At 68.3% G+C, this 26,418-nt stretch carries 27 protein-coding genes and 3 tRNA genes; 15 read left to right on the forward strand and 15 right to left on the reverse strand.

The annotated features are described in order from the left end of the window. Positions 1-15: 15 nt before the first annotated feature. Positions 16-1,218, reverse strand: a complete 1,203-nt coding sequence (locus tag I5I_RS11000; RefSeq protein ID WP_051039590.1) for a serine hydrolase domain-containing protein — start codon at positions 1,216-1,218, stop codon at positions 16-18. A gap of 88 nt (positions 1,219-1,306) precedes the next feature. On the opposite strand from I5I_RS11000, the gene I5I_RS11005 reads away from it, so the two are divergent. The 3 genes from I5I_RS11005 to I5I_RS11015 all read left to right on the forward strand — a co-directional run bounded on the left by I5I_RS11005 (position 1,307) and on the right by I5I_RS11015 (position 4,283). Then, on the forward strand, positions 1,307-2,401 hold the full coding sequence (locus I5I_RS11005) for a LacI family DNA-binding transcriptional regulator (RefSeq protein WP_162722435.1): 1,095 nt from the start codon (positions 1,307-1,309) through the stop codon (positions 2,399-2,401). Positions 2,402-2,406: 5 nt separating this feature from the next. Beyond that, positions 2,407-3,543: a GDSL-type esterase/lipase family protein gene (locus I5I_RS11010; RefSeq protein WP_204365825.1), complete on the forward strand. Its 1,137-nt coding sequence runs from the start codon at positions 2,407-2,409 to the stop codon at positions 3,541-3,543. A gap of 74 nt (positions 3,544-3,617) precedes the next feature. After that, entirely contained in the window at positions 3,618-4,283 is a 666-nt protein-coding gene (locus tag I5I_RS11015) for a GntR family transcriptional regulator (RefSeq protein ID WP_036319466.1), read from the forward strand. A 31-nt stretch (positions 4,284-4,314) separates the two neighbouring features. Here the strand turns inward: I5I_RS11015 and I5I_RS17800 are convergent, their stop codons facing one another. Next, positions 4,315-4,440 (reverse strand): hypothetical protein, encoded by a 126-nt coding sequence (locus tag I5I_RS17800; protein ID WP_275574466.1) that lies wholly within the window; start codon positions 4,438-4,440, stop codon positions 4,315-4,317. A 373-nt stretch (positions 4,441-4,813) separates the two neighbouring features. Here I5I_RS17800 and I5I_RS16910 point away from each other — a divergent pair, with 373 nt between their 5' ends. Beyond that, positions 4,814-5,260 carry a hypothetical protein gene (locus I5I_RS16910; RefSeq protein ID WP_148285542.1) on the forward strand — a complete coding sequence of 149 codons (447 nt, stop codon included), beginning with the start codon at positions 4,814-4,816 and terminating at the stop codon, positions 5,258-5,260. 207 nt (positions 5,261-5,467) lie between these two features. On the opposite strand, the gene I5I_RS11025 is transcribed toward I5I_RS16910, so the two are convergent. Continuing rightward, positions 5,468-5,554: transfer RNA gene (locus tag I5I_RS11025), tRNA-Leu, on the reverse strand. A 237-nt stretch (positions 5,555-5,791) separates the two neighbouring features. Between I5I_RS11025 and I5I_RS11030 the strand changes: the two genes are divergently transcribed. From I5I_RS11030 to pknB, 7 genes are all read left to right on the forward strand, one after another. Next, positions 5,792-6,523 carry an FhaA domain-containing protein gene (locus I5I_RS11030; RefSeq protein ID WP_036319470.1) on the forward strand — a complete coding sequence of 244 codons (732 nt, stop codon included), beginning with the start codon at positions 5,792-5,794 and terminating at the stop codon, positions 6,521-6,523. Next, positions 6,520-7,065 carry an FHA domain-containing protein FhaB/FipA gene (locus tag I5I_RS11035; protein WP_036319471.1) on the forward strand — a complete coding sequence of 182 codons (546 nt, stop codon included), beginning with the start codon at positions 6,520-6,522 and terminating at the stop codon, positions 7,063-7,065. Before I5I_RS11030 ends, I5I_RS11035 begins: the two co-directional genes overlap by 4 nt. Positions 7,066-7,075: 10 nt before the next feature. Further along, on the forward strand, positions 7,076-8,314 hold the full coding sequence (locus I5I_RS11040) for a PP2C family protein-serine/threonine phosphatase (protein ID WP_036319473.1): 1,239 nt from the start codon (positions 7,076-7,078) through the stop codon (positions 8,312-8,314). Then, the gene (locus I5I_RS11045; RefSeq protein WP_036319477.1) at positions 8,311-9,702 is read left to right on the forward strand and encodes an FtsW/RodA/SpoVE family cell cycle protein; all 1,392 of its coding nucleotides are present in this window, start codon (positions 8,311-8,313) and stop codon (positions 9,700-9,702) included. The genes I5I_RS11040 and I5I_RS11045 overlap by 4 nt, the downstream gene beginning before the upstream one ends. Further along, positions 9,699-11,159, forward strand: coding sequence for a peptidoglycan D,D-transpeptidase FtsI family protein (locus tag I5I_RS11050; RefSeq protein ID WP_036319480.1), 1,461 nt, complete (start codon positions 9,699-9,701; stop codon positions 11,157-11,159). Before I5I_RS11045 ends, I5I_RS11050 begins: the two co-directional genes overlap by 4 nt. Then, the gene (locus I5I_RS11055) at positions 11,156-12,886 is read left to right on the forward strand and encodes a protein kinase domain-containing protein (protein ID WP_036319481.1); all 1,731 of its coding nucleotides are present in this window, start codon (positions 11,156-11,158) and stop codon (positions 12,884-12,886) included. The genes I5I_RS11050 and I5I_RS11055 overlap by 4 nt, the downstream gene beginning before the upstream one ends. Positions 12,887-12,988: 102 nt before the next feature. After that, positions 12,989-14,692 (forward strand): Stk1 family PASTA domain-containing Ser/Thr kinase, encoded by a 1,704-nt coding sequence (pknB, locus tag I5I_RS11060; RefSeq protein WP_036319483.1) that lies wholly within the window; start codon positions 12,989-12,991, stop codon positions 14,690-14,692. Here pknB and I5I_RS11065 read toward each other — a convergent pair. From I5I_RS11065 to I5I_RS11075, 3 genes are all read right to left on the reverse strand, one after another. Continuing rightward, the gene (locus I5I_RS11065; protein WP_036319485.1) at positions 14,627-15,337 is read right to left on the reverse strand and encodes an anthranilate synthase component II; all 711 of its coding nucleotides are present in this window, start codon (positions 15,335-15,337) and stop codon (positions 14,627-14,629) included. The two genes, pknB and I5I_RS11065, sit on opposite strands and share 66 nt — an antisense overlap. Further along, positions 15,318-15,476, reverse strand: coding sequence for a hypothetical protein (locus I5I_RS17155; RefSeq protein WP_036319487.1), 159 nt, complete (start codon positions 15,474-15,476; stop codon positions 15,318-15,320). The genes I5I_RS11065 and I5I_RS17155 overlap by 20 nt, the downstream gene beginning before the upstream one ends. 118 nt (positions 15,477-15,594) lie before the next feature. Then, positions 15,595-16,407 (reverse strand): class E sortase, encoded by an 813-nt coding sequence (locus I5I_RS11075; RefSeq protein WP_239640094.1) that lies wholly within the window; start codon positions 16,405-16,407, stop codon positions 15,595-15,597. 55 nt (positions 16,408-16,462) lie between these two features. On the opposite strand from I5I_RS11075, the gene I5I_RS11080 reads away from it, so the two are divergent. Further along, on the forward strand, positions 16,463-16,702 hold the full coding sequence (locus I5I_RS11080; protein WP_005054721.1) for a cell division protein CrgA: 240 nt from the start codon (positions 16,463-16,465) through the stop codon (positions 16,700-16,702). Positions 16,703-16,794: 92 nt separating this feature from the next. Here I5I_RS11080 and I5I_RS11085 read toward each other — a convergent pair whose 3' ends face one another. Together I5I_RS11085 and I5I_RS11090 are read right to left on the reverse strand one after the other, a co-directional pair. Next, positions 16,795-17,640, reverse strand: coding sequence for a rhomboid family intramembrane serine protease (locus I5I_RS11085; RefSeq protein WP_036319488.1), 846 nt, complete (start codon positions 17,638-17,640; stop codon positions 16,795-16,797). A gap of 20 nt (positions 17,641-17,660) precedes the next feature. Then, entirely contained in the window at positions 17,661-18,218 is a 558-nt protein-coding gene (locus tag I5I_RS11090) for a peptidylprolyl isomerase (protein WP_036282703.1), read from the reverse strand. A gap of 91 nt (positions 18,219-18,309) precedes the next feature. Here I5I_RS11090 and I5I_RS11095 point away from each other — a divergent pair, with 91 nt between their 5' ends. Beyond that, positions 18,310-18,879, forward strand: a complete 570-nt coding sequence (locus I5I_RS11095; RefSeq protein ID WP_036319490.1) for a hypothetical protein — start codon at positions 18,310-18,312, stop codon at positions 18,877-18,879. Further along, positions 18,872-19,348, forward strand: a complete 477-nt coding sequence (locus tag I5I_RS11100; RefSeq protein WP_036319491.1) for an aminoacyl-tRNA deacylase — start codon at positions 18,872-18,874, stop codon at positions 19,346-19,348. The genes I5I_RS11095 and I5I_RS11100 overlap by 8 nt, the downstream gene beginning before the upstream one ends. 18 nt (positions 19,349-19,366) lie before the next feature. Here I5I_RS11100 and I5I_RS11105 read toward each other — a convergent pair whose 3' ends face one another. Beyond that, a complete protein-coding gene (locus tag I5I_RS11105; protein WP_036319493.1) occupies positions 19,367-19,804 on the reverse strand; it encodes an NUDIX hydrolase in 438 nt (145 codons plus the stop codon). A gap of 38 nt (positions 19,805-19,842) precedes the next feature. After that, on the reverse strand, positions 19,843-21,741 hold the full coding sequence (gene ilvD / locus I5I_RS11110; protein ID WP_036319495.1) for a dihydroxy-acid dehydratase: 1,899 nt from the start codon (positions 21,739-21,741) through the stop codon (positions 19,843-19,845). A gap of 76 nt (positions 21,742-21,817) precedes the next feature. Here ilvD and I5I_RS11115 point away from each other — a divergent pair, with 76 nt between their 5' ends. Further along, the gene (locus tag I5I_RS11115; protein WP_036319497.1) at positions 21,818-22,663 is read left to right on the forward strand and encodes a helix-turn-helix transcriptional regulator; all 846 of its coding nucleotides are present in this window, start codon (positions 21,818-21,820) and stop codon (positions 22,661-22,663) included. 14 nt (positions 22,664-22,677) lie between these two features. Here the strand turns inward: I5I_RS11115 and I5I_RS11120 are convergent, their stop codons facing one another. The 5 genes from I5I_RS11120 to gyrA all read right to left on the reverse strand — a co-directional run bounded on the left by I5I_RS11120 (position 22,678) and on the right by gyrA (position 26,353). Further along, the gene (locus I5I_RS11120; protein ID WP_036319499.1) at positions 22,678-23,106 is read right to left on the reverse strand and encodes a YdeI/OmpD-associated family protein; all 429 of its coding nucleotides are present in this window, start codon (positions 23,104-23,106) and stop codon (positions 22,678-22,680) included. A gap of 43 nt (positions 23,107-23,149) precedes the next feature. Continuing rightward, positions 23,150-23,222, reverse strand: a tRNA-Ala gene (locus I5I_RS11125). Between the two features lie 10 nt (positions 23,223-23,232). Next, positions 23,233-23,309, reverse strand: a tRNA-Ile gene (locus I5I_RS11130). Positions 23,310-23,378: 69 nt separating this feature from the next. Then, entirely contained in the window at positions 23,379-23,780 is a 402-nt protein-coding gene (locus tag I5I_RS11135; protein WP_036319501.1) for a DUF3566 domain-containing protein, read from the reverse strand. Then, entirely contained in the window at positions 23,777-26,353 is a 2,577-nt protein-coding gene (gene gyrA / locus I5I_RS11140) for a DNA gyrase subunit A (protein WP_036319502.1), read from the reverse strand. Before gyrA ends, I5I_RS11135 begins: the two co-directional genes overlap by 4 nt. Positions 26,354-26,418 lie beyond the last annotated feature (65 nt).

Here is a 26,418-nt window from a genome sequence, read left to right on the forward strand (position 1 = left end):
AGCACCCCCCCCCGTTCAGCCGAGCGCCGGCGCCAGCGCGTCGAGCAGACGTCGCCAGCGTGGGTCGCGCCCCGGTTCGGGAAAGAGCATCCGCTGACCGATGAAGGCGAAGCCCGTGCGTGATCCGGGATGAGCGAAGGCGAGACGCCCGCCCATGCCGGCGTGGCCGAACGAGCCCGGCCCGAGCATGGGGCAGAGCTCGTGAGCGATCTCGAAGCCGAGGCCCCAGCGCGTGGTCAGCGCCGCGGCGGGGTTGCATGCCGGCTCGGCCACGCCGTCCAGCCAGTCCGCCGAGACCCTCGCCACCGTGTCGTCGTCGAGCAGTCGGACGCCGTCGACGGGCGCGAGGCAGGCACCGTAGGCGCGCGCGATGCCGCGCGCCGTGGCGACGAGCCCGCCTCCGGGAACGAGCGACCTCCGAAAGTCGCTGCCGTTCACGAGCTCCGTTCCCTGCACGCCGTCCTCCCGCTCGAAGAGGGGCACGATCTGCAGGGTGCTCGTGTAGGCGGATCGGCAGGCGGCCCCGGACGCGGAGTCGGTGCCGCCCGGCTCGGGAGGCGGCACGATCGGGTCCATCAGCACCGGCCGGAATCGACCGTCTGCTTCGGGAGGCGTACCCAGCCAGAGGTCGGCGCCGAGGGGCGCCGCGATCTCCTGCTGCAGCAGCGCACCGGCGTCGAGACCGGTGACGCGACGAAGGATCTCGCCCGCCAGCAAGCCGTAACTGAGCACGTGGTAGACCCGGGCGCTGCCCGGCGGATAGTCGGGGGAACGCTGCGCGGCGCGTGCGGCCAACCGCACGGGATCGAGAAGATCCCGCGCGTCATCGAGCGGAAGCGTCGGCATCCCCGCCGTGTGCGTGAGGACATCGGCGACCGTGATCGACGCCTTGCCCGCGACCGCGAACTCCGGCCAGTAGGCCGCGACGGGCGCCAGGGGATCGATCGTTCCCCGCTGGATCTGCTGTGCCACCAGCATCGCGACGATCCCCTTGGCTGCCGAGAACGCGAGCGTGGTGGAATCGCGCTCCCACGCCGCCCCGGAGAGGGGATCGACACCGCCCCACAGATCGACGACGGTCTCGCCCCGGTGGACGACACAGAGGGCGCCCCCGGCTCGGTCGGCCTGGAGGACGTCGGCGAAGGCCGAGCGCACGGCAGCGAAATCGGAGCGGACGTCGCCGTGCACGGCGATCTCGGTGGCACCATCATTGGACACACGAGCAGTCTATGCCGAACCGCTTTGGCATAGACTGCTCATCGAAAACACGGCCCCGGTGCCCTACCGGGAGCGAGGGATGGTGAGGATGCCGCAGCGCTCTGCCCGCCTGGTCGATGTCGCCCGTGCCGCCGGCGTGTCGGTGCCGACCGCATCGCAGGTCATGAACGACACCGGTCGCGTCGCGGACGCGACGCGGGAGCGGGTGCTCGCGGCCGCCCGCGACCTCGACTATCGGCCCAACGCTCTCGCCCGCAGTGTCGCCATGGGCCGCAGTCGCACGATCGGCGTCCTCGCGGAGAATGCGGCCGGCGCGTTCTGCATGCCCGTTCTGATCGGCATCAACCGGGCGCTCAGCGCGCACGACCTCGCCAGCGTCCTGTACGACGCGCAGCACGAGCCGGACCTGCGCCGCGACCACATCCGGCACATGATCGATCGCCAAGTCGACGGCATCATCGTCATCGGGGAGGGTCCGGATGTCGCGATCGACGACCTCGGTGTCTCCTTCTCCGGGCCGGTGGTCCATGCATTCGGACCGCACCATGCGACGAATGCCAGCAGCATCCACCCCGATGAGCGTGCGGGGGGCGCGCTGGCCGCGCAGAGCCTCATCGCACTCGGGCGGCGGCGCATCGCCCACGTCACCGCCGAGGAGCACCTCCCCTCCGTCCGCGAGCGATCGCGCGGCTTCGCTGCTGCGCTCGGCGAGGCGGGCCTCGAGCCGGCCGCCGTCCTCCACGGGTCGTTCAGCCGGGGATGGGGCCATCTCGCCGCCGAGATCCTCCACGCTCGCACGCCGGCCGTCGACGCCGTCTTCGCCGGCAGCGATGCCATCGCGATCGGGTTGGCCGCGGGGTTCGAGGCGGCCGGCCTGCGCGTTCCCGAGGATGTCGCGATCGTCGGCTATGACCACGTCGCGGGCTACGGCGACGACATCGATCCCTACCTGGCATCCATCGATCCTCGGCTGACGGATGTCGGCGAGCGCGCCGCCCGTCACCTCATCGGAAGCCTGGACGATGAGGATGCCGATGCGTCTCCCGTCGTTCCCCGATTCGTCGAAGGGGCGACGACCCGGGGTGGGGACGACCGCCGTCATCGCCTGGTCGAGACCCTGCTGCGCACGGTCACCGCACCTCCCGTCATCGGCACGTCGCGCACGGACTCGCCCCACGGATGAACACGGTGTTCACGACCGCTTTTCCCTCGACGGCGGTGTCCGTCGTCGGCGCGCTGGACAGCGTGCCGGGCATCTACGGCCCCCGCCCACGGCGGCTTCCGCCCTGGACGCGACGGCAGATCCCCGACCCCGTCTTCGACTTCGTCGTCGGCATGACATCCGGTGTGCGCATCGCCGCTCGCACGGGGGCGACGCGTGTGACCTTGGAGCTCGCGATCATCGGCATCGACACCGGCGTACGCCCGGCAGCGCCGGCGGTGCTCGATCTGGTCGTCGACGGCGCGCACCGCGAGCGTGTCTTCGTGCCGGGCGCGGCCCAGACCCTCGTCGCTGCGGACGGCACGGTGACTCAGGAGCACCCGCCCGTCGTCGTGACGTTCCACACCGGGGCCACTCGACGCGAGCGCGAGATCGAGATCTGGCTTCCGCACACCACGGCCGTCGAGCTCGTCGCGCTCTGCGCCGACGCGCCCGTGACACCGCCGCGCGACGATCGACCCGTCTGGGTGCACCACGGGTCGTCCATCAGCCAGTGCGGAGAAGCGTCGGCGCCCACCCGCACATGGCCGGCGATCGCGGCGGCGCACGGCGGCTACAGCCTGCGCAGCCTCGGCTTCAGCGGCAACGCGGTGGGCGACCCGTTCGTCGCTCGAACGATCCGCGACCAGCCGGCCCATGCGATCAGCATCGAGATCGGCATCAACGTCGTCAACGGCGACCTCATGCGTCGCCGCATGTTCGAACCGTTGCTGCATGGATTTCTGGACACCGTGCGCGAAGGGCATCCACGGGTGCCGGTGCTGATGCTCGGGCCGATACCCTGCCCGGCCCACGAAGAGGCGCCGGGTCCCACCGTTCTCGACGATCGCGGCCGCGCACGCAGCGCGGGGACACCGGCGGAGATCGAGCGCGGGGCGGTGAACCTCCGCGTCGTGCGCGAGGCGCTCGCGCGGGTGCTCGCGGCGCGCGCGGACGATGCGCGACTCTTCTTCCTCGACGGTCGAGAGCTGCTTCCGGATGCCGAGGTGGCTGACCTCGACGACGGGCTTCACCCGAACGCCGCCGCCTACGAGCGGATGGGCGTTCGCTTCGCGGCGCACGCGTTCGCCGCGGGTGCACCATTGGTCAGGCCGCGCGTCTGAGCCGCGACCGGCCACCCGTCGGTTCCGGGCCTCCCCCTGTCGCGGCACAACAGGGGGCCGTACCATTCGTTCAAATGAGTGCGACGCTCGCCCCGATCGAACTCGTCAGCGGGATGATCCTGAGTGACGAGATCTACGCGCGCATCGGCGCGGCGATCGCCGACGGCACGTTCCCTCCCGGGCATCGCCTCCGCGATGTCGAGCTCGCTCAGCAGCTGGGCGTCTCGAGAACACCGGTCCGCGAAGCACTGCAGCGACTGGAGCGCTTCGGGCTCGTCGAGATCGCGGTCGGTCGCTACACGCGTGTCACCGCACCGAGCGACGCACTGCGCCGCGACACCGGCGAGTTCGCCGCCTACTTCCTCGGCAACGCGCTCAGCCTCGCGGTGTCGCGTTGTTCCGACGAAGATCTCGCCGACCTCGTCGCCACGGTCGATGCGGCACTGGCGGGCATCGACACGGGCGACGCGGCCGCGGTGTTCTCCGCGGCATCCCGTCTGGGCATCGTCGCTGCGCGGGCGACCGGCAACAGCGTGTTCGACACGATCATCCACGAGACGTCCATCGTCGTCGAACGCAACCTGCGCGGATGGTCAGGGGTCCGCGCCGAGGCCGCCCCCCGCCGCGATAACTGGCGGCTGCTGCGTGAGCGGATCGCCACGCGCGACGCGCACGGCGCCGAAGACACCGTCCGGCGCCTGTACGGGGTCACCCCGGGAGCCGCCCCGGCCGCGCGCTGAACGCGACGAGCGGCCTCGTGACCGCCGCGCGCTACTTCCGGCGTGCGAACGCGAGGTACACGGCGCCGAGGATGCCGGGAACACCCACAACGACGGCCAGCGTCATCCATAGCGACAGCGTGGTGTCGTGAGACGACGCGAGAACGGTGTGGATCACGTCGTAGCTCTCGCATCGGCGGCATCCCGTGGCAGGTCCCGGAGGTGCGCACAGAGTGCGGGGACGCGTGAGATATGCACGGTACGCGCCTCGGGCGCTCCCGGTGGATCCCGCAGAATCCGGCGTGACGAACTGATACCGACGGTCATCGCGAGCCGCTCCTCTCTTGCTGTGCACTTTGAGAGATGCAGACCAGAGCGGTCTATGACGGCGGTACTGCCAGAGCCGCGGTTAGGCGCGAAACACCTCACGATTGATCACGAAGTAGGCGCCGAGAGACAGAGCGAGGAGAGCGAGCGGCAGCACCCATGTCAGCGAACGTCGGCCGGAGGCAGCGCCGATCAAAGACACCGGCGTCATAAAACTGGCGCAGGTGAGCACCAACGCGAAAGCCACCACGCTCAGTCGAACGCCGGAACCAACAGTCCCCAACCACAACACGAACGCAAACCATAGAGCCATGGGTGTGGCGAAGAGCGGGACCGATCGTCGCACAGCCGCCCGCGAGAGACGGGCGCTTCTTCTCTGCCCACGAGGAGAGGACCCGAAGTACACCGCGAGTGGACCCATGGAGGCAACGAGCCACACAGCGGTGATCCGCATCGTTCTCGTGCCAAACGATGGCGCAGCGGCTTCAGAAAAGAGCGCCCACCACGAGACGGGCGTCATCGCGACCGAGAAGACCGCCAAGAAACCGAACACCAAGAATGACGAGAGCTGCCCGCCCTGTGACCTGACTGGTTTCGAGGTGACCAGGTTGGATGAACTGAAGATACTCTTCACGGACCTGATCACGTTGGCGCGACTCTCGGATCTTTGACGAACAGAACGCTCGAACCTGGGAACGAGGCCCACTCTATCTCGCGCACATCCCCACTCGTCGAACTTCTCGCGGCGAAGGCCGAAGGGTCCTGCAGAAGCCCGGAAACACCAGAAAAGGCCACCCCGAAGGGTGACCTTTTCGTTGGAACCGTAGGTGACCTGCTGACCGCCCTGCAAAGCCGGGGCGATTGCAGTAAGCCTCCTATGGTGCGCGAGGGGGGAGTTGAACCCCCACGCCCTTTCGGGCACTGGCACCTGAAGCCAGCGCGTCTGCCTATTCCGCCACTCGCGCGAGCCGCGATCTCCGAAGATCTCACGGACTCAACTTCCCGAGGATATCACGCTCCGAGACCCGTTTCGACTCGGCTGTGCCGGTCTCGCTCAACGAGCGGGCTGGCCATCTGCCGCTCGTTGAGCGAGCGGTGGCAGTCGAACCCACATTCCCCCGCGCGCCAGTTCCGCGCGTTCCGCGTCTGCTCAGCCTGTGCAACTAGCATGTACGCACCGGTCGGCGATCCTGAGGAGCCCTGTGGGACTACTGGACAGCTTCGAGAAGGGACTCGAGCGCGCAGTCAACAGCGCGTTCGCGAAGTCCTTCCGTAGCGGCATTCAGCCCGTCGAGATCGCGGCCGCCCTGCGCAGCGAGCTCGATGCGAAGGCTGCCGTCGTCAGCCGCGACCGCATCCTCGCCCCGAACACCTTCGAGGTGCGCATGTCGCCGGCCGATGCCGAGCGCATGCTCGGCCTGGGCAGCGCGCTGGACTCCGAACTGCACACCCTCGTCGACGCTCACGCGAAGGCGCAGGGATTCACCTTCGCCGGCCCCGTCACGATCGCCCTCGCGGGCGATGCCACACTGTCGACGGGCACGCTGCGGGTCGCCTCGCAGACTGCGGCGGGCCAGGTCGCCTGGCGCGGCATCGTCGAGATCGCCGGAGCGCAGCACACGCTGGCGAAGGGACGCACCGTGATCGGACGCGGCAGCGACGCCGACATCACGATCCCGGATGCCGGGACCAGCCGTCGCCATGTCGAGATCCTCTGGGACGGCGAGCGCGCCATGGTGCGCGACATGGGATCGACCAACGGCACGCAGTTGAACGGTACGAAGATCACCGAAGCGCCGCTGCTCCCCGACTCCGTGGTCACGATCGGCCGCACCGAGATCGTCTTCCGCGTCATCGCACAGGCCGCGCCCCCTCGACCCTCGACCTCTGCCGCCGACGCGACCCGCGCCTTTGGAATCGGAGGATCCGCGTGAGCGAGTTGACTCTCCTGCTGCTGCAGATCGGATTCCTGATCCTGCTGTGGTTCTTCGTCTTCGCCGTCGTCTACTCGCTGCGCGCCGACCTCTTCGGGGTGAAGGTGCGAAAGCTGCCCGAACCCGCGGCCGCCGGTGTCGCCCCCGCGGCATCCGCTCCCGCCCCCGCTCAGGCGGCAACGGCACCCATCGCCCCGGCCGCTCCCGCCGCCGCTGCGAGCCCGAGCGGACCGCAGAAGGCGACCCGCGACGCCGTGTCGCGCATCGTGATCACGAGCGGCCCGAAGGCCGGCCTCGAGCTGCCGCTCGGTTCTGACGCGCTCACGATCGGCCGCTCCAGCGAGTCGGGGCTCGTGATCCGCGACGACTACACCTCCAGCCATCACGCGCGCCTGCTGCTCTGGGGCGACCAGTGGATGATCCAGGACCTCGACTCCACCAACGGAACCTGGCACGACGGTGCTCGCGTGAGCACCCCGGTGCCCATCCGCGTGGGCGCACCGATCAAGGTCGGCGCGACGACGTTCGAGCTGAGGAAGTAGCCCGCCTCCCATGGTCTTCGAGGGATCGAGCGTCGCCATCTCCCACACGGGGAAGGTGCGCTCCAACAACCAGGATTCGGGCTACGCGGGCTCGAATCTCTTCGTCGTCGCCGACGGGATGGGTGGCCACGCCGGAGGCGACGTCGCCTCGAGCATCGCCGTCCACCGCCTCAAAGACCTCGACCGCCCGTACACGTCGACCGCCGAGGCCGAACAGGCGCTGCAGGAAGCCATCTCCTCGACCGCCGGCGTGCTGATCGACACCGTCGCACGACGGCCCGAGCTCGCGGGCATGGGCACCACCGTCAGCGGCCTGATCATGGTCGACGACTACGCCGTGATCGCCCACATCGGCGACTCGCGCATCTACCTCTACCGCGACGATGCGCTCACCCAGATCACGACCGATCACACCTTCGTGCAGCGCCTCGTCGACTCGGGTCGCATCACTCCCGAAGAAGCCCGCTACCACCCGCGCCGGTCCGTGCTCATGCGCGTACTCGGCGACATGGACCCCGACCCCGAGGTCGACACGTTCATCATGCCGACGCAGCCCGGTGATCGCTGGCTGCTCTGCTCCGACGGCCTGTCCGGCGTCGTCGATGACGCCCACACCAGCAAGGTGCTCGGCCACCACTACCCGCCGGGTCGTACCGCCGATCTCCTGCTCAAGCAGGCGCTCGACGGCGGCGCGCCCGACAACGTGACCGTCGTCATCGTCGATGTGGGCGGCAGCCACCCGATGTTCAGCGGTACCGCGACGATCGTCGGCTCGGCATCCAACCCGCAGGGCGTCGACGTGCCGGCCGCCCGCCCCGGGCGCACCAGCTGGCTGCACACCGCCCGCCAGGCGGCCAACGAACCGACGCACTTCGAGCCCGCCGCGGAGTTCCTCGAGGAGCTCATCGAGGAAGACCGCCGACGCGCCCGCCGTCGGCGCATCTGGTGGGTCGTCGGCCTGATCGCGATCCTCGCCGCCCTCTCGGCGGCAGCGCTCGGCGCCTACGCCTGGACTCAGACGCGGTACTTCGTCGGCGCCGACACCGACACCGTCGTCATCTACCGCGGCATCCAGCAGGACATCGGACCGATCTCCCTCTCGTCCGTCTACGAGGACACCGGCATCTCTCTGAACGATCTGCCGTTCTATCAACGTCTCGCGGTCACCTCGACGATCTCGGCGCGGTCGCTCTCCGATGCCGAGCAGATCGTCGACACCCTGCGCACCACTCTGGAGGGTGAACGATGAGCTCGGCGACCGACACCGTCCAGGCCGACACCACGGTCGTCAAGGCGCTGCGAAAGCTCCGGATGCCGCAGACGCAGCGCAACCGTGAACTCGGGCTGCTGCTGTTCGCCTTCGTGATCAACGGCGCCGCGATCGCCCTCGTGCAGCTGGGCGCGCTCGGCCACATCGACTGGACGTTCCTCTACTACTGCGGCGCGCTGACGGTGCTCGTGCTCGCCCTGCACATCGTGCTGCGCTTCAAGGCCTCTCAAGCCGACCCGTTCGTCGTTCCCATCGCGACCGTGTTGTCGGGTCTGGGCCTCGCGATGATCTACCGCATCGACATCGAAGACCAGAGCACCGGGTGGGACGCCCTCTCGACCCGTCAACTGGTGTGGCTCGCCATCGCGAGCGCCGCGGCGGTCGCCATCGTGATCTTCCTGAAGAACTACCGCGTGCTCTTCCGCTACACGTACGTGTTCGGCTTCGTCGGCATCCTGCTGCTCGTGCTCCCCTTCGTCCCGGGACTGGGCACCGACGCCAACGCCGATGTGTGGATCTCCATCGGCGGTCTCTTCTCCTTCCAGCCGGGCGAGCTGGCGAAGATCGCGCTGGCGATCTTCTTCGCCGGCTATCTCGTGCGCACGCGCGAAGCCCTCACCTCGGTGGGAACGCGTTTCCTCGGTATGACGTGGCCGCGCGCCCGCGAGCTCGGTCCCCTTCTGCTCATCTGGCTCGCCTCGATGGCGATCATCATCTTCCAGCGCGACCTGGGCACGGGTCTGCTCATGTTCGGGATGTTCATCGCGATGATCTACGTGGCCACGGGCAAGACGAGCTGGGCGGTGCTCGGCCTGCTCCTCGCCGTCGGCGGCGCCCTCATCGCCTCGCAGGTGCTCAGCTACGTGGGTGGGCGCTTCCAGAACTGGCTAGACGCCTTCAACCCCGCCGTCATCGACAGCGCGGGCGGCAGCTATCAGCTCGTGAGCGGCATCTTCGGCCTGTCCGAGGGCGGCCTGCTCGGAACCGGTCTCGGCCGTGGACGGCCGGGGCTGACCCCCCTGTCGCAGAGCGACTACATCTTCCCCAGCATCGGCGAAGAGCTGGGGCTCATCGGCGTCTTCGCGATCCTCTGCCTGTACATGGTGTTCACCAGTCGCGGCATCCGCATCGGCATCGCCGGCCAGGACGACTTCGGAAAGCTGCTGGCCACCGGCCTGTCGTTCACCATCGCGCTCCAGGTGTTCATCATGGTCGGGGGCGTCACCCGACTCATCCCCCTGACGGGGCTGACGACCCCGTTCCTCGCGGCGGGCGGATCGTCGCTGGTGGCCAACTGGATCGTCGTCGCGTTGCTGCTGCGCATCTCGGATGCCGTGCGCTCGCGCCCCCGGGTGGTGATCGGATGACCCGCGAACTGCGACGGCTGTCGCTGATCATGCTGGCCATGTTCGTGGCCCTGTTCGGCGCGACCAGCTGGATCCAGGTCGTCCAGGCCGGCGATCTCAGCGAGAACCCGCTCAATAAGCGCGCGCTCTACGACTCGTTCGAGGTGCAGCGCGGGTCGATCATCGCCGGCGACACCGTCATCGCCGACTCCGTGCCCAGCGACGACGTGTACGCCTGGCAGCGCCAGTACGCCGACCCCCAGATGTGGGCGCCGGTGACCGGCTACATGAACCCGCTGCTGAACTCGGTGACCGGACTCGAGCAGGCGATGAACAAGGAGCTCTCGGGCACCGCCAACTCGCAGTTCCTCTCGCGCGTCGATCAGATCATCACGGGTCAGCCCGCGCGCGGCTCCAACGTGCTGCTCACCCTCGACCCGGCCATCCAGAAGGCCGCCTTCGACGCGCTCGGCACCTATCAGGGCGCCGTCGTTGCCCTCGAGCCCAAGACCGGGCGCGTTCTCGCGATGGTCACGAGCCCGAGCTACGACACCAACGCGATGGCCGTGCACAACGCGCAGCAGGTCAACACGACCTACGACCAGCTGATGAACGCCGCGGTCAACCCGCTCGACAACCGCGCCATCGGCACGCTGAACCCACCCGGGTCGACCTTCAAGCTCGTCGTCGTCTCGGCAGCGCTGGCATCGGGCAAGTTCACGCCCGACTCGACCTTCCCGAACCCCGCGACCTACACGCTGCCGGGCACGTCGACCTCGATCCGCAACTTCGACGGCAACACGTGCGGCCCGGGCGATCAGGTCACCATTGCGACCGCCCTGCGCCTGAGCTGCAACATCCCGATGGCCCAGCTCGCCGTCGCCCTCGGTCAGGACGCGCTGCGCGCCGAAGCCGAGAAGTACGGCTTCAACAACGCGAGCATCGACATCCCCCTCGGCGTCGTCACCTCCGCGTACCCGACCAAAGCGCTCGACCAGGCACAGCTCGCGCTGTCGGGTTTCGGTCAGGGCAGCGTCACCGCCACGCCGCTGCAGATGGCGATGGTCGCCGCCGGCATCGCCAACGGTGGCATGGTCATGAAGCCGCGTATGGTCGACCGCGTCGTGGCGCCCGATCTGACCGTGCAGGAGACGTTCGCCGACACCGAGCTGGGTCGTGCGCTGAGTACGACGGATGCCGCGACGATGACCTCGCTGATGATCTCCAATGTCCGTGACGGCGCGGCCAGCGGTGCAACAATAGACGGGGTCGACGTGGCCGGGAAGACCGGTACCGCGGAGCAGGGACCCTCGGATCCGTACACTCTCTGGTTCACGGGCTTCGCCCCGGCCAACGACCCGAAAGTGGTCGTCGCCGTGATGGTGGAAAACGGCGGAGGTCTCGGGCAGTCCGGCACGAGCAACGGGATCGCGGCTCCAATCGCGAAGAAAGTCATGGAGGCGGTGCTGAGCAGATGAGACCGACACAGGGTGTGAGCTTCGGTGGACGCTACGAGCTGGATTCGCGGATCGCGATCGGCGGCATGGGTGAGGTCTGGGAGGCCACCGACCATGTGATCGGACGCACCGTCGCGATCAAGATCCTCAAAGACGAGTACATGGGAGACCCGGGCTTCCTGGAGCGCTTCCGTGCCGAGGCCCGCCACGCGGCGCTCGTCAACCACGAGGGGATCGCGAGCGTCTTCGACTACGGCGAGGAGAACGGCTCCGCCTTCCTCGTGATGGAGCTCGTCCCCGGGGAAGCCCTGTCGACCATCCTCGAGCGCGAGGGCTCGCTGTCCACCGACAAGACCCTCGACATCGTCGCTCAGACCGCGGCCGCCCTGCAGGCCGCGCACGCCGCCGGCCTCGTGCACCGCGACATCAAGCCGGGGAACCTGCTCATCACACCCGACGGACGGGTGAAGATCACCGACTTCGGCATCGCCCGCATCGCCGATCAGGTACCGCTCACGGCCACCGGTCAGGTGATGGGAACCGTGCAGTACCTGTCGCCGGAGCAGGCGTCGGGCCATGCGGCATCCCCCGCGACCGACATCTACTCGCTGGGCATCGTCGCCTACGAGTGCCTCGCCGGCAAGCGTCCCTTCACCGGGGAGTCGCAGGTGGCGATCGCGATGGCGCAGATCAACGACACCCCGCCGCCGCTGGCCGCCACCATCGCCGAACCGGTGCGCAACTTCGTGATGAGCATGATCGCGAAGAAGCCCGAGGACCGTCCCGCGACCGCTTCGGCGGTCGCCCGCGCGGCGACCGCACTCCGTCGCGGCGATGTCGCCGGCGCGGCGGCCATCGTCCCGGCGATCGCCGGCGGCATGGCCATGGACGAGGCGACCAAGCTCCTCACGCCGGGCGTCGCGACCCAGGAGGCCACACGTCTTCTGCCGACGGCGGGAGCGGTGGGCGCCGTCGCGGCCGCCGACGCCGCGGACGAGCCGCAGAAGAAGAAGCGCAGCCCGTGGACGTGGCCGCTGGTCGCGCTCATCGCGCTGCTGCTCATCGTGCTGGGCGGCACGCTGTTCGCCCTCTTCGCGAATCAGGGCGCGCAGCCCGCTCCGACGTCGAGCGCGCCATCGCAGACACCCAGCCGCTCCGCGACGCCCCCGTCACCCTCGGCGAGTCCCACGACGGTGGCCATCGACAGCCTTGGACTGATCGGGCAGACGTGTGACGCCGCAAAGGCCATCGCTGAGAAGGCCGGTTTCACCAACGTCTCCTGCGAGCGGGGATCCGCGGCAACGACGCAGGACGAGGTCGGCAAGGTGTACCAGACCAACCCGACCACGGGCAACGTCAAGCTCAGCAGCCCGGTGACGCTGACCTTCTACGACGAGATGAGCCCGATCGGAACGCCGAACGCGCCGACGGTGACGAACGACCCGAAGGGGTCGCAGACCTTCACCGTGACGTGGGATGCGTTCAGCGGATGCCCGGCCGGGTCCTCGGTGACCGCGTACAACTTCACCGTGATCAACGGCACCTTCAACGCCAACAACAGCACGACCTACCAGTCGCCCACCGCTCCGCGGAGCCTTCAGGTGACGGCGGACAAGAACGTGCAGCCGGGCTCGTTGATCCTCGTGAAGTACAGCGCGCAGTGCGGCGATCGCACGAGCCCGGACTCGCAGGAGGGTCAGGCTCCGATCCCGACGACGACGACGCCCACGGGCACGCCGGCTCCCTGAGCGGCGTCGCGCCCCCGGGGTGGGGGGCGCGGACTGACGGGGTCCAGGGGTCGCACAGGAGGGTTCTATTAGGCTGGCTATGAGTCAGCCCAGGGGAGAGAAGTGTCTGCAGATCCGCGTGTGCTGTCCGAGCGGTATCGGGTCGATGAACTCATCGGCCGCGGAGGCATGGCCAGCGTGTATCGCGGGCAGGACCTGACCCTCGGGCGTCAGGTGGCCATCAAGATCCTCAAGCGGGAGCTCGCCGAAGACAGCGCGTTCCGCACTCGGTTCCGGCTCGAGGCGCAGTCGGCATCGAGGATGTCGCACCCCGCGATCGTCCGCGTCTACGACGCCGGTGAAGATGCCGAGACCGACCCGGACGGCTCGACGCATCCCGTGCCGTACATCGTGATGGAACTCGTGGAGGGCACCCTTCTCAAGGATGTCGTCAGCGATGGCGGCGTGCCCGTCGGCGACGCGATCCGCTACGTCGACGGCATCCTCGAAGCACTCGAGTACTCCCATCGCGCCGGCGTCGTCCACCGCGACATCAAGCCCGGAAACGTCATGATCACCGCCGGCGGCCAGGTGAAGGTGATGGACTTCGGCATCGCGCGCGCCGTGTCCGACTCTTCCTCCACCGTCGCCGAGACCACCGCGATCATCGGCACCGCGGCCTACCTGTCGCCGGAGCAGGCCAAGGGCGAGCCGGTCGATGCGCGCGCCGACCTCTACTCCGCCGGCATCGTGCTGTACGAGCTGCTCACCGGTCGCCAGCCCTTCCGCGGCGAGTCACCGGTCGCCGTCGCCTACCAGCACGTGAGCGAGACGCCCCTGCCGCCGTCCGAACTGGTCGATGCGATCCCGCGCTCGATCGACGCCGTGGCGCTGCGCGCTCTCGCCAAGGACCCGTTCCAGCGATACCAGGATGCGGCGTCGTTCCGCCAGGCGCTCGACGCCACCGTGGACGGTCACGCCCCCACGAAGAAGCAGGTCGGCGCCCTGGCGAGCGAGCTGTACGGTGCGAATCCGCGACAGGCTGCCGAGACGGCCCGGTCACTGCGACAGCTCACCGCCGACACCACGATGCGACGGACGCAGGCCGGACCCCCGGCCGCCTGGATCTGGGCCGGCGTCGCGCTGCTCGCCGTCGTGCTGATCTCCGTGCTGATCTGGGTGATCACGATACGTCCCGGCAGCGCGGTTCCCCAGAACTCGCGCGTCGTCGAGGACGTCGTCGACATGTCGTGGGACCGCGCCAGCGAGAAGCTGTCGGGGCAGGATCTCGAGGCGAAGCGCGTGGACCAGAGCGACGACGGGATCGTGGCCGGCAACGTCATCCGCACCGATCCCGCCGCGGGCACGATCGTCGCGCCCGGCCAGACGATCACGGTCTACGTCTCCACGGGACAGCAGACCAGCGCCATGCCCGATATCGCCGGAAAGTCCTCGACAGATGCCGAAGCGGCTCTGAAGGCCGTCGGATTGCAGCTCGGCGCCGTGACGACGCGCAGCGATCCCGACCTCGCGCAGGGCATCGTGATCTCCGCCGACCAGACCGCCGGCACGCAGATCCCGGTCGGAACGCGCGTGAACCTCACGGTCGCCAGCGGCAAGGTCGCTCTGGTGAATCTCGTCGGCTACACCGTCGACGCGGCGACCCGCGACCTCACCTCCGATGACCTCAAGCTCACCGCGAGCGTCGTCGAAGACCCGTCGTGCCCCGCCGTGGGATCGACACCGATCGTCGCCGGGCAGTCACTGCCCCCGGGCGACGTGCCGATCCACTCCACGGTCGAGCTCCGCGTCTGCACCGGAAAGTAGTCCGCGGAGGGGCCGCAGCTCACGGCCCCGCGCCTCGGCGCCGGTGACTCCGAGGCGCTCGAGCCATGCGCCCAGCAGCAGATGGCCCCCCTCGGTGAGCACCGACTCGGGATGAAACTGCACCCCCCAGAGCGGCAGGTCACGGTGGGCGAGTCCCATGATGACTCCGGACGACGTCTGCGCTGTCACCTGGAGTTCGGCGGGTAGGGAGTCCGGAACAACGGCGAGGGAGTGGTATCGCGTCGCGGGGAAGGGTGAGGGCAGTCCCGTGAAGGGGAACGCGCCGTCGTGCCACACCTGCGACGTCGTGCCGTGGCGCAGTCGGGGGGCTTCGGCGACCGTCGCGCCGAACGCCGCCGCGAGCACCTGGTGGCCCAAGCACACCCCGAGCAGAGGGATCCCCTGACCCCCCGCCGCGCGCACGATGTCGATCGACGCCCCGGCATCCGCGGGGGCGCCGGGCCCCGGCGAGATCAGCACTCCGGCATACGGCGCGATCAACGCACTCGCGTCGTCGACGGCATCCGCTTCGACCATGTCGGTCGTTGCACCCAGCTCCTGCAGATAGCCGGTGAGCGTGTGGACGAAGCTGTCGTGGTTGTCGACGACGAGGACGCGACGCCCGTCAGCCGCCGACCGTGGCATCCTGCGGATTGATGAACTGGCCGACCCACGGGAACACGTACCAGAACAGCCCGTAGAGCACCGCGGCGAGCAGGACCAGCAGAATCACGATGCGCACCCAGGCCGGGCCGGGCAGAACGCGCCAGAGGGCGGCATACATCAGGCGGACACTCCCTGGGTCAGCGACGCGGGTGGTCCCGCCGAGGTCGGAGTGAAGCTCTCGAACACGGCGTATGCGATGATGCGCTCGAGCATGTTGAGCTTCGGGGCACAGCTGGTCAGGGTGAGGTAACGGCCGTGGCCGCCATGCCCACCTGCTGCGGAACGGGCAGCAAGACCTCGACCTGCGTCGCCTGAACGTACTCGAGAGTACGGAAGCGATAGGTGTACCAGCCGTCCGGGGTCTGGATGACGATGGCGTCGCCGATCACGAGCTTGTCGATCGGGTCGAAGGGTGCGCCCGAGGTCCACCGATGGGCGGCGTACACGGTGTTGCCGACCTCTCCGGGCATGGCGGTGTCGGTGTAGTGACCGATCTCGCCCGCGTCGAGGATGTCGTGACGGCCGGTGCCCGCGGCCACGGTGAACTGCCAGTTCGGCCCGAAACGCGGGATGAACATGACCCCGAACTGCTGACCGTAGTCCTTCTGGGCCATTACCGGAACGACAGGTGCGGCGGCCTCCGGAGATGAACTCGCGCTCGGAGATGGAGACGGAGTGTCGGATGCCGTCGGGCTCTGCGATGCCTGCTGCAGCCAGCTCTGCGACAGCGCACTGGCCTCGGTGTGCTTCTGAGACCCGATGATCCAGTCACCGATCCACATCTGCCAGGCGACGTAGAGCAGTGCGACGACGCCGGCCGTGATCAGCAGCTCGCCGAGCACGCCGAGGAAAGAGGCTCGTCGCCGCGGCTTCACCGGCTTGACCGGGCGCGCCGCCGGGGACGTGCCCTCCGGCTCCTGCGAGTTCGTCTGCGCCGGGATCGTCGGCCCGGACCCCTCCGACTGCGCGGCAAGACGCCGCGCACGTCGAGACGTGTGCTCGAGGGGGTCGATGCCCTCGGCTGCGTTGTCGCCGGTGCCGTCCTTCACGCTGTGATTGTCGCACAGCGTGGCTGGGGGAGACCTGCCAGGTAGAATCTTGGCCATGGCGCGTTCAGGAAAGCACGACGAGCAGGTCGCGGAGTACGGCGAAGGCGAGTCCGCACCCAACCCGGTGTGGTTCAAGCCCATCATGCTCGGGCTCATGATCCTGGGGCTGCTGTGGGTGATCGTGTTCTACCTGAGCAACCAGGCGCTGCCGATTCCCGGCATCGCCGGATGGAACCTCGTCATCGGCTTCGGGATCGCCTTCATCGGGTTCCTGATGACGACGCGCTGGCGCTGACCGCCACCCCTCGGCCTCTCCACAGGTGTCAGTGCCTGTGAGTTACACGGGTGTAATTCATCCCCATCTGTGGATGAACCTGTGGATAACTCTCAGGCATAGAGGAACAGCGGCACGCTCAGCAGGCCGATGAGTCCGACGCCCACTGCGATCAGCAACCAGATCTGCAGGGCGCGCTGGCGGATCTTCCGCGTCCGGGCGAAGATCACGCCGATCAGGGCGCCCACCAGGCCGCCGCCGATGTGCGCCTGCCACGCGATGCCCGATCCGGGCAGGAACGTGATCACGAGGTTGATCCCGAGAAGCACGGCGATCGCGGTGACGTTGGCGCCGAGGTGACGACCGATGACGAACATCGCGCCCAGAAGACCCCAGACCGCACCGGAAGCGCCGACCACCCATGTCGTCGGCGCGACGAAGGCGCCCAGCACGGACCCACCCAACGCGCTCAGGAGGTAGAGCGCCAAGAAACGCCATCGCCCGAGCAGCGGTTCGAGACTGCGTCCCAGCGCCCACAGCGCCAGCATGTTGAAGGCGATGTGGAAAGGGCTCGCGTGCACGAGCGTCACGGTCAACAATCGCCAAGGCTGCGTGTAGGCCAGCCACGGTGCGAACGCGAAAAGACTCTGAACCAGCGGGCCGATGCCCGGGATCAGTCCGATCAGGTAGAACACGGTGGTGACGATGACCAACGTGTACGTCACGACCGGTTTGCCGTCGATGCCGGACGGACGCCGTCGCGGCATCCGCGTGACATTCGCCTTGGCGGCCTGGCGCTGCTCGGCGAGGCACTCCGGACAGATCACGCCCACCGGCAGCGGCGTCTGGCACTCTCCGCAGATCGTGCGCAGACACCGCTGGCAGAGCACGAAGCTCTGGCGGTCAGGATGCCGGTAGCAGAAGTTGTCCGGATTGGTGCGGATGTCGGAGTCGGTCACGCGGGCCGGTTCCGCTCTCTTCAGGCGGGGACGACGTCGATCGAGCTGATCACGACGGGCTCGATCGGGCGGTCGCCCGCGGCGGTGGGAACGGCCGAGATCGCGTCGACGACGGCACGTGAGGCGTCGTCGGCGACCTCGCCGAAGATCGTGTGCTTGCCGTTGAGCCACGGCGTCGGATCGGTCGTGATGAAGAACTGCGAGCCGTTGGTGCCCTCGGCCTTGCCCGTGATGGCGTTGCGGCGCAGTCCGGCGTTGGCCATCGCGAGCAGGTAGGGCGCACCGAAGGTGAGCTCGGGGTGGATCTCGTCGTTGAAGTTGTAGCCCGGGCCCCCGACGCCCTGACCGAGCGGGTCGCCGCCCTGGATCATGAAGTTCGGGATGATGCGGTGGAAGATGACGTCCTTGTACAGCGGACCCTCGCCGGGTTTGCCGGTCGCCGGGTGCGTCCAGGCCTGCGAGCCGTCGGCCAGACCCGTGAAGTTCTGCACGGTGCGCGGTGCGTGGTCTCCGAAGAGGTTGACGACGATGTCGCCGTGGTTGGTGTGGATGGTCGCGACGGCGGTGTGGATCGGCATGCCTAGCATTCTCTCACCTGTCAACCCCTCGCGAGGCCCGGGAGGTCTGGCAAGATGGGATGAAACCCAGCCGGAACCCAGGGAGGGCACCGTGAGCCTCAGCCGCAAGCGCAAGAAGGAACTCCGCAAGCTCCAGCACCAGGCGAACACGCTGTGGGAGTCGCAGCAGGTCCTGATCGGACAGGCGGGCGAGGTCGCCCGCGAAGCCGGCCGCCAGCTCGGCAACTACAACCGCGAGCAGGTCGTGCCGACCGTGCAGCACACCTACGAGAAGTACGCCGCCCCCTATGTCGAGCAGGGCGTCGCGACCTCCAAGAAGGTCTACAACGACAAGGTCGTCCCGACGGCGGGTGCCCTGATCGGTTCGGCGCTCTCGGTGTGGGATGCCGCGAACGAGAAGCGCCAGGATCTGGCCGCCGGTCGCGGTTTCGGATCGATCGACCTCGCCGCCCTGCAGAAGAAGGCCGACAAGTACGGCAAGAAGGCGACGAAGCAGCTGAGCGTCCCCGCTGCGAAGAAGGGGATCGGCGCCGGGGGCGTCATCGCGATCCTCCTCGGCATCGCGGCGGCGGCCGGCGTGGTCTACGCGGCGTGGCAGACCCTTCGCGCGGACGACGAGTTGTGGGTGGCGGACGACCCGCTGCGCGCCCCGGATGCCTGATCCCCTCGACCGCGTCCGAGATGCGGCCGCCGCGCGCGACCTGGCCATCGAGCTTCGTGAGCGGCCCGCGGCATCCAGCCTTGCGGAGGCGGCCGGCCTGCTCGGTCTGCAGCCTGCTGACATCGTCAAGACACTCGTCGTCAAGAAGTCCGACGACACGTATCTGTTCGCGTTGATCCCGGGAGATCTGGCGATCTCCTGGCCGAAGCTGCGCGCGCTGGTCGGGGTGAACAAGCTGAGACTCCCCGAGCCGGAGCTCGCTCTGGCCGCGACCGGCTACGAGCGGGGAACCATCGTGCCGATCGGCAGCACGAACGACTGGCCGGTGTACGCGGACGCGTCGATCGTGGGCAGACGTATCGCGATGGGTGCCGGGGCTCACGGCTACAGCCTGTTCGTCGACGCCGACGACCTCATCCGTGCATACGATGCGACGGTCGCCGACATCTCGCAGCCGGCGGCGTCCTGAGCGCATCGCGCTGCGCGCTCAGACCGCGCCGGTGACGGCCACCCCGGCCATCCCGAGCGCGATGTCGACGAGCTTCACCCGTTGCGGCGGCAGCGCCGTGAGGCCGAACCACTCCGCCCGATCGGTCGATCCGTTCTTCTCGTGGCGCAGCTGACCTCCCGTCACCTGCGCGCGGTACACGATGCGCAGCGTGTGCAGGGGCTCGGTGTCGGCGGCGAAGACCCGGCGGTTCGCCGGGATCACGCGGGAGTGGATGCCGAGGAGCGTGCCGATCCGCACGCGGTACCCGGTCTCCTCCCACACCTCTCGGCGCGCGGCATCCACGGGATCCTCGCCCTCTTCCAGGCCGCCGCCGGGCATGGTCCAAGCTCCGCGGCGCCCCTGGTGCCAGTGGGCGAGCAGCACGCGGTCGGACTCGTCGACGACGACGGCGTAGGCGGCGACCCGCAAGTCCATGCCGAGAGCCTAGCGGTCGCGATCGGCAGATCCGAGGGTCAGACCGAAGCCGTGCGCAGCTCGCGTTCACGCAGCGCGCGTTCGACGGATTCGACATCGCGGACGGCTCCGCGATCGGCCGAGGTCGCCATCGCCGCGTATGCCCGCAGCGCCAGCGACACCGGTCGCTGACGATCGCGCGGCGCGTATCCGCCCTCGTCCAGCAGTCGGGCGCGACGTCGCTCGAGCTGGTCGTCGTCCACACGCAGGCTCATCGACCGCGACGGGATGTCGATGTCGACGATGTCACCGTCTTCGACGAGGGCGATGATCCCGCCGCTGGCTGCTTCCGGCGAGACGTGACCGATGGACAGACCCGACGTGCCGCCCGAGAAACGACCGTCGGTCACCAGGGCGCACACCTTGCCCAGGCCCCGGCCCTTGAGGAACGAGGTGGGATGCAGCATCTCCTGCATACCCGGGCCGCCCTTGGGACCCTCGTACCGGATCACGACGACGTCACCCGGCTGCACCTTCTTGCCGAGGATCTTCGCCACCGCCTCCTCTTGCGACTCGCAGACCACCGCAGGACCCGAGAACACCAGGATCGAGGGGTCCACGCCCGCGGTCTTGACCACGGCGCCGTCCACCGCGAGGTTGCCGCGCAGCACCGCGAGACCACCGTCGGCGGAGTAGGCGTGCGCGACGGAGCGGATGCAGCCGTTCTCGGCATCCTCGTCCAGGGTCGCCCAGCGCTCCGACTGCGAGAACGCGCTCGAGGAGCGCACGCCTCCGGGTGCCGCGTGCCAGAGGTCGCGAGCGGTCTCGGAGGCCGTCCCGCCGCGCACGTCCCACTCGGCCAGCCACGCGTCGAGCGAGGGGGAGTGGATGGACGACACCTCGGTGTTCAGCAGCCCCGCGCGGTGCAGCTCGCCGAGAATGGTGGGGATGCCGCCGGCGCGGTGCACGTCCTCCATGTAGTACATGCGGCCGTAGGCCGGGTTGGGTGCGATCTTCGCGAGGCACGGCACGCGACGGGAGATGGCGTCGATCTCGTCGAGACCGAAGTCGATGCCGGCCTCGTGCGCCGCGGCCAGCAGGTGCAGGATCGTGTTCGTCGATCCGCCCATCGCGATGTCGAGCGCCATCGCGTTGGCGAAGGCCGCCGGGCTCGCGACGGCGCGCGGGAGCACCGACGCGTCGTCTTCGTCGTAGAAGGCGCGGGTGATCTGGACCGCGACCTCCCCGGCCTTCTCGTACAGTGCCCGGCGGGCGGTGTGGGTCGCCAGTACCGAGCCGTTGCCGGGGAGGGCGAGGCCGAGCGCCTCGACGAGACAGTTCATCGAGTTCGCTGTGAACATGCCCGAGCACGATCCGCACGTCGGGCAGGCGTTCTCCTCGATGCGCTGGATGTCGGCATCCGACACCGTGTCGTTCGCCGCCTCGGAGATCGCGTCGACCAGGTCGAGGGTGCGGACGGTCCCGTCGACCAGAGTCGCCCGGCCCGACTCCATCGGGCCGCCCGAGACGAAGACGGTCGGAATGTTGAGGCGGAGGGCCGCCATCAGCATTCCGGGCGTGATCTTGTCGCAGTTGGAGATGCACACGAGCGCGTCGGCCTGGTGCGCGTTGACCATGTATTCCACCGAGTCGGCGATCAGATCGCGTGAGGGCAGCGAGTACAGCATGCCACCGTGCCCCATGGCGATGCCGTCGTCGACGGCGATGGTGTTGAACTCGCGCGGGATGCCGCCGGCCGCGGTGATCGCGTCGGAGACGATGCGGCCCACCGGCTGCAGGTGCGTGTGGCCGGGGACGAACTCGGTGAAGCTGTTCGCGACGGCGATCATCGGCTTGCCGAAGTCGGCCGCGTTCACGCCAGCGGCGCGGAACAGGGCACGGGCGCCAGCAGCGTTGCGGCCGTGAGTGACGGTGCGAGAGCGCAGAGGGGTGGGCATGGTTCCACTCTGGATGCCGCGGCACGCGGTCGGAAGTCTGCGTTGCTCCTAGTAGTGGCAGTACTAGGTTTGTGGGGTGACTGACGAGAGCACCCGCGACGACGGCCGTCAGCGGCGGCAGGAGCTGGGCTCGTTCCTGCGACGCCAACGCGAGCGCCTGGAGCGGGCCGCCTACGGGCTGCCGCCGGCCGGCCGTGGTCGCGCCGTGGGCCTCCGACGTGAGGAGGTCTCGTACCTGTCGGGGGTGAGCGTCACCTGGTACACGTGGCTCGAGCAGGGGCGCGACATCCACCCCTCGCGCCAAGTCCTGGACGCCGTCGCGGCGGCGCTTCGCCTCACCGACGCCGAACACGATTACGTGCTGAGTCTCGTGGGCCTCGCGCCACGGCCGGCGGCCCGCGCCGATGCCGTGGATACGGCGCCCGCCGCCGTGCAGCGCTTTCTCGACGCCCTCGACGAGCATCCGGCCTATGCGCTCGCCCCCGACTGGGGGATCGCCGGGTGGAACAGCGCGTACGAGCGCCTGTACCCCGGCGTGGCCACGACCTCGTCGGAAGATCGCAATCTTTTGTGGCTGGTCTTCACCGACCCCTCGGTGCGCTCGCTGCTGGACGACTGGGACGACACGAGCCGACGATTCCTCGCCGAGTTCCGCGCCGAGGCCGGACCTCGTCTGGGAGATCCGCGCTACCGCGATCTGGTTGCGCGACTGATCGCGGCCAGCGACGACTTCCGCACCCGGTGGAATGAGCACGGCGTAGGGGGCTTCGTCTCGCGCGAGCGCGTGTTCCGCCATCCCGAACGGGGGCGGCTGGTGTTCGAGCACCACCAGCTGCGACCGTCGGATCACACCGACGTGCAACTCGTGGTCTACGTCGCGGATGCCGAGACCCGACGGCGCTTCGCGCGCACGACGGATTGAGGCTGCGCCGCCGCTCAGGCGAGCTTCGCGACGATCGCGGCGATGCGTCGCGTGCGGGTCTCATCCGTCTTGGCCGAGACGACGTTCGTGACGTGCGCCTTGCGCGCGCTGGGAGCGAGCGCGTCGAAGCGCGCGCGGATCCCGGCATCGTCCAAGGCGACGGCGAGATCGTCCGGGACCTCGACCGTCCGCGGTGCCGTGTCGAGCTCGAGGGTGACCTCGATCGCGTCACCGCCGGCGAGGCCGGTCGCCGCGCGCTTGTCGGACGAGAACGGGATGAGGTGGCGTCCACCCATCACCGCGAGCGTGCTCGGGTAGGTGAAGCCGTTCACGGTGACCGTGACCGCTGCACGGCTGCCGCCGCCGAGGGCCTCGACCACCTCTGGGGGAACCACGATGCCCGTGTTGTTTCCCTGCTGGAAGAGCGTCGTTTCGAACCGCATGCTGCGAGTATGTCAGCGTGCGAAGCCGAGGGGAGAAAAACTGTGGAGCCTAGGAGATTCGAACTCCTGACATCCTGCTTGCAAAGCAGGCGCTCTACCAACTGAGCTAAGGCCCCGGACGGGTAGTGGTGGGGCTACCAGGACTTGAACCTGGGACCTCTTCATTATCAGTGAAGCGCTCTAACCGCCTGAGCTATAGCCCCGTCCGGAGGCGGCGTTGCCGCCGTCAACCTCCAAGACTTTACCCGACGAGCGGGCAAACAAAAAATCGGTCAGTTGGACGTGAAGCCGACGAGCAGTCCGCCGGTCACCTTGACCATCAGGTTGTAGATCCCGGCGACGACGGCGCCCAGCACCGTGATCACGATCAGGTTCAGGATGGCCACCACGGAGGAGAACGCCATGACCTGCGCCAGGTTGATCACATCGCTCAACTTGAAGTTGTCGTCGAAGGCCTTGAAGAGGTCGTCGAGCTTGCCGATCAGTCCCGTCGTGCTGAGCACCGTGTAGATCAAAAAGCTCGCCACCACCGTGACGATCGCGACGGCCACCGCGGCGAGGAAGGACAGCTTCACGGCGGACCAGAAGTCCACGTACACGAGGCGCAGACGCACCTGCTTGGCGCTGGTCTTACTGGATGACTTCTTGGCGAGCTTGTCGGCTACCGTGCTCATGCGTCGGTGTCACTTCCTTCGGGGCGCGAAGCGGGGGAGTCTTCGGCGTCGGTGGTCTCGGCCGGGTCCTGCTCCGCTCGGAGCGCTCGCTCCGAGTTCCGTGCGATTGCGAGGATGCGATCGTCGTCGTCGGGACGGGCGAAGACCACTCCCATGGTGTCGCGACCCTTCGCAGGCACCTCGGCCACGGCAGAGCGTACCACCTTGCCGCTGGCAAGAACCACCAAGACCTCGTCGTCCTCACCGACGATCAGACCGCCGGCGAGATCGCCCCGGTCCTCGTTCAGCTTGGCGACCTTGATGCCCAGTCCGCCACGTCCCTGGAGGCGGTACTGGTCGACAGCGGTGCGCTTGGCGTACCCGCCTTCGGTCACGACGAAGACGTAGGCATCGTCCTTCGCGACGGATGCCGACAGCAGCGTGTCACCCTCACGGAACGACATCCCCTTCACACCCTCGGTCGAGCGGCCCATGGGACGCAGCGACTCGTCGGTCGCGGTGAAGCGCAGCGACATGCCCTGACGGGAGATGAGGAGGATGTCGTCGGTGTCGTCGACGAGCAGCGCGCTGACGACCTCGTCGCCGTCCTCCTCATCCTGCCCACGCAGGCGGATCGCGATGATGCCACCCTGACGATTGGTGTCGTACTCGCTGAGGAAGGTCTTCTTGATCTTGCCGTCGCGGGTCGCGAGCACGAGGTACTGGGCGACCTTGTAGTCGCGGATGTCCAGGATCTGCGCGATCTCCTCACCCGGCTGCAGTGCCAGCAGGTTCGCGACGTGCTGACCCTTCGCGTCGCGGCCGGCCTCGGGAACCTCGTACGCCTTCGACCGGTAGACGCGGCCCTTGGTGGTGAAGAAGAGCAGCCAGTGGTGCGTGGTCGTCACGAAGAAGTGCTCGACGACATCGTCGGCCCGCAGCTGGGCGCCCTTGACGCCCTTGCCGCCGCGATGCTGGGAACGATAGTTGTCGCTGCGCGTGCGCTTGATGTACCCGTCGCGGGTGACGGTGATGACCATCTCCTCTTCCGGGATGAGGTCTTCCATCGACATGTCGCCGTCGAAGCCGTGCAGGATGTGCGTGCGACGGTCGTCACCGAACTTGTCGACGATGCCGGTGAGCTCCTCGGCGATGATCGTCCGCTGGCGCGCCGGCGAGACGAGGATGTCGTTGAGATCGGCGATCTGCGCCTCGAGCTCCGTCGCCTCGTCGATGATCTTCTGCCGCTCCAGCGCGGCGAGGCGACGCAGCTGCATGGCCAGGATCGCGTCGGCCTGGATGTCGTCGATCTCCAGGAGCGCCTTGAGTCCTTCGCGGGCCTCCTCGACCGTCGGCGAGCGACGGATGAGCGCGATGACCTCGTCGAGCGCGTCGAGTGCCTTCAGGTACGCACGCAGGATGTGCATGCGCTCCTCGGCCTTGCGGAGTCGGAAGGCCGTGCGACGGACGATCACCTCGACCTGGTGCTCGATCCAGTACGTGATGAACCCGTCCAGGGCCAGCGTGCGCGGCACCCCGTCGACGATCGCCAGCATGTTGGCGCCGAAGTTCTCCTGCAGCTGGGTGTGCTTGTAGAGGTTGTTCAGCACGACCTTGGCGACGGCATCCCGCTTGAGGACGATGACGAGACGCTGACCCGTGCGATCGCTCGTCTCGTCACGGATGTCGGCGATGCCGGTGATGCGACCATCGCGCGCGAGATCGCGGATCTTCAGCGCGACGTTGTCGGGGTTGACCTGGTAGGGCAGCTCGGTGATCACGAGGCACGTACGGCCCTGGATCTCCTCGACGTTCACGACGGCGCGCATCGTGATCGAACCCCGACCGGTGCGCTGCGCCTCGCGGATGCCCTTGGTTCCGAGGATCTGCGCCCCGGTGGGGAAGTCCGGCCCGTGGATGCGGCTCATGAGCGCCTCGAGCAGCTCCTCGCGCGGCGCGTCCGGGTTCTCCAGCGCCCACAGCGCGCCCTCCGCGACCTCGCGGAGGTTGTGCGGCGGGATGTTAGTCGCCATGCCGACCGCGATGCCGACCGAGCCGTTGACCAGCAGGTTCGGGAAGCGCGACGGCAGCACCGTCGGCTCCTGCGTCTTGCCGTCGTAGTTCGCCTCGAAGTCGACGGTGTCCTCGTCGATGTCGCGCACCATCTCCATGGCGAGCGCGGCCATCTTCGTTTCGGTGTACCGCGGCGCGGCCGCACCCTGGTTGCCCGGGGATCCGAAGTTTCCCTGACCGTCGGCCAGCGGGTAGCGCAGCGACCACGGCTGCACGAGGCGCACGAGCGCGTCGTAGATCGCACTGTCACCGTGCGGGTGGTACTGACCCATCACCTCGCCGACGACGCGCGCGCACTTGTTGAAGCTCTTGTCAGGGCGGTAGCCCCCGTCGTACATGCCGTAGATGACACGGCGGTGCACGGGCTTCAGACCGTCACGGACGTCGGGCAGGGCGCGGCCGACGATGACGCTCATCGCGTAATCGAGATAGCTGCGCTGCATCTCGACTTGGAGGTCGACCTGGTCGATGTTGCCGTGGTTGTGGCCGGCGTTCGGGTCGGGGCGTTCTTCGTCAGTCATGTCTTCTCGTTCTCACGGGGGCCGGGGTGCGTGTGTCGCGTTTCGACTCGTCGCTGCGCTCCTCG

The organism is Microbacterium sp. B24, assembly GCF_000333415.1.
GTDB lineage: Bacteria > Actinomycetota > Actinomycetes > Actinomycetales > Microbacteriaceae > Microbacterium.